The sequence below is a fragment of the Blautia sp. DFI.9.10 genome (assembly GCF_024461705.1).
GTDB classification, from domain to species: domain Bacteria; phylum Bacillota; class Clostridia; order Lachnospirales; family Lachnospiraceae; genus Blautia_A; species Blautia_A fusiformis.
In genome coordinates this window covers 1-2,540 of record NZ_JANGAA010000045.1, presented here as the reverse complement: position 1 = coordinate 2,540, position 2,540 = coordinate 1, and the positions used below count along the sequence as shown (strand labels likewise).

Here is a 2,540-nt window from a genome sequence, read left to right as displayed (position 1 = left end):
AAATTCTTTAGGTTAGAATCGATGATGGAGTAAACGAAAAAGCAGTTTTGACATTTCAGTGAACTGCCCCTTCGTTTACTCCATTTTCGATTTGACCTAATTGAACAAAGTGAGCGTCCGAGTAGCTACTACCTATGGACTTTTAATCTTTTGTTCTTATCCATGATTATACAGGATTTCCTATGCTGACGCTACAAAAATCAAGGATTTTCAGATAAATAGGTATAACAATTAAACCTCAGGATTTTGAGGCTTAGAAAACATATAAAAGATTTGGATTTTAACACCTTTGCGGTATTCTCAGTTGTGGTTTCCCAAGATGTCCACCGCAGGATTTACATACATAGATGTTTATCCCGTATAGCTGTTTCAATATTTCTGGCATCTCCTTATCCCTGAGCTTTGAAAGATATTTTTTACATCCGAGGAGATTTCGGCATAAAGTGAGCTTTTTGTGTTTGCTGCGGGAACATAGAAGCCCATAATGCCGGATTCTGACAAAACGTCTGGGTGGCACATGCATCAGAAAACGCCATATAAATTCAACACCAGAAAGGGTCAGTTCCTTCCATTGTCCTTCCTTCCGGTAATCCTTAACAGAAAAAGTAACATTTTCATTGTCCATATGGATGATGCGGTGATTGCTGATAGCGATCCTATGGGTATATTTTCCGAGATAATCAATCACAGATTGTGCACCGTTAAAAGTTTTCTTACAGTAAGGAACCCATTCTATATCATAACAGGAATCTATCAGCTTTTTGAAAGCATAATGATTACGGTATTTTTCTGCTGTTCCATGAAACTCAAGCTGATCTGTATTCCAGAGATTTTTCAACTCATCCATATATTTCTCACGAAAGACTCTGGAGATAGCCCATATGGGTAGAAAAAACTCCGTACCATTGTCTTTCCACTCATTTTTCGGTGTCAGGCCGCCGCCAAGCAGTATCGTATGGATATGGGGATGAAAATTCATTTCTGAGCCCCATGTATGCAGGATGCAGATATAACCAACAGAAGCCCCGAGGTGCTTTGGGTCGGATGTCAGTTCCTGAATGGTAGCGGAAGCCGCATGATACAGCGTGTCATATAACAGTTTCTGGTTACTGTAAATGACAGAGTTCAGAATATCAGGGACTGTAAACACCAGATGGAAATAAGGGGCATCAAGCACATCCTCTCTGCGAGCATCCATCCACATTTCCTTCGGAACAGCCTGACACATGGGACAGCAACGGTTCCGGCAGGAATTATAATGGATCTGGACAGCACCACAGTCTTCGCATACACTGACATTCGCACCATAAGCTCCTGTTTTGCACTTCAGGATGTTCCGGGCAACTTTTGCCTGTTCCGGGGATGGGGAACAGCTTTCAAGGTATGCCGGATAAAAATGCCGGAAAATATCCTGGACGGTGGGTTTATTCATGGCCGGCACCTTCTTTCCTGTCAAAAGGGCTTTGAATGCCCATCAGGGATTTGTTGCTGACATGAAGATATACTTCCGTGGATTTCGGATCACGGTGTCCAAGTAGAGCTTGAATGTTCTGCCGTTCTATGCCCTGTTCCATCAGATGGGTTGCAAAGCTATGGCGCAGACAGTGCGGGGTTGCTGTCTTCGGAAGTTCAGCATCAGCTACTGCCCGCCGCATGACCTGTTCCAAAGTACTGACTGTCAGGTAATTACCGGTAAATTTATTTGGAAACAGGATGCCACGGGGACGACCTTTCTCAAACCAGTATTGTGTAAGGATATCCAGACAACGCTTAGAGAGAATGGTATAGCGGTCCATCCGGTTTTTCGTATCCCGGACATGGATCTGCATATTTGAACGTGAGATGTCATCATAGTGAAGATGGATCACTTCAGAAACCCTCATGCCAGAAGAATACATGATTGCGAACATAGCCTTATATTTGATATCGTCAACAGCAGATAACAAACGGTCAATCTCAGAGGCGGTCAGTACAGTCGGAAGTTTATGTTCCAGGATCATACGCGGAACCGTGATATCATCCCAAAGGATATGCAGGACATTCCGATAGAAAAAACGGATAGCAGAATTATAGAGATTCAAGGTTGTGGCTTTCAGTCCTTCCTCTTTTTTCGCAAGCAAAAAAGTCCTGACATCCTGACAGGTAAGCTCTTCAGGATTCTTATTCTGATATTTCAGAAAATAAGAGACATAGTTTTTATAGCAGTTGATGGAACGTTCTTTAAGGTTACGGATTTTTCCGGCTTCCTCAAGCTGTTCTAAATATTTTTCATACATAATAAAATCCTCCATATAAAATCAGTAGTTATCCAGAACACTGCTTTATATGGAGGTGCATTTGGGTCATAAAACCGCTTGCCAACCAAGCGGAAGGGTGGTATTCTTTTCATAGGCAGTGGGAAGGTCGATCCTGTTTGATTGTTTCGTTGTGGTGACTTAACAATACTACTTTTAGGACTTGCTTTCCACTGTTTTGTTATAGAAAAAAGAAAATCGCTATGCCATAGCCTTGGTAGGCCATCGCGCAGCGATTTTGTTCAA

The 2,540-nt window shown here is 42.2% G+C and carries 2 protein-coding genes; both read right to left on the bottom strand.

The genetic code is table 11. The features are described from left to right. Positions 1-280 precede the first annotated feature (280 nt). Positions 281-1,432 carry an IS91 family transposase gene (locus NE671_RS15630; RefSeq protein ID WP_118753251.1) on the bottom strand — a complete coding sequence of 384 codons (1,152 nt, stop codon included), beginning with the start codon at positions 1,430-1,432 and terminating at the stop codon, positions 281-283. Then, positions 1,425-2,276 (bottom strand): tyrosine-type recombinase/integrase, encoded by an 852-nt coding sequence (locus NE671_RS15625; RefSeq protein WP_118753252.1) that lies wholly within the window; start codon positions 2,274-2,276, stop codon positions 1,425-1,427. Before NE671_RS15625 ends, NE671_RS15630 begins: the two co-directional genes overlap by 8 nt. Between the last annotated feature and the right edge of the window lie 264 nt (positions 2,277-2,540).

What these genes read in the sequence shown, in the direction of transcription:
- NE671_RS15625 (WP_118753252.1), bottom strand. Translation starts at nt 2,276, where the DNA reads ATGTATGAAAAATATTTAGAACAGCTTGAGGAAGCCGGAAAAATCCGT.
- NE671_RS15630 (WP_118753251.1), bottom strand. Translation starts at nt 1,432, where the DNA reads ATGAATAAACCCACCGTCCAGGATATTTTCCGGCATTTTTATCCGGCA.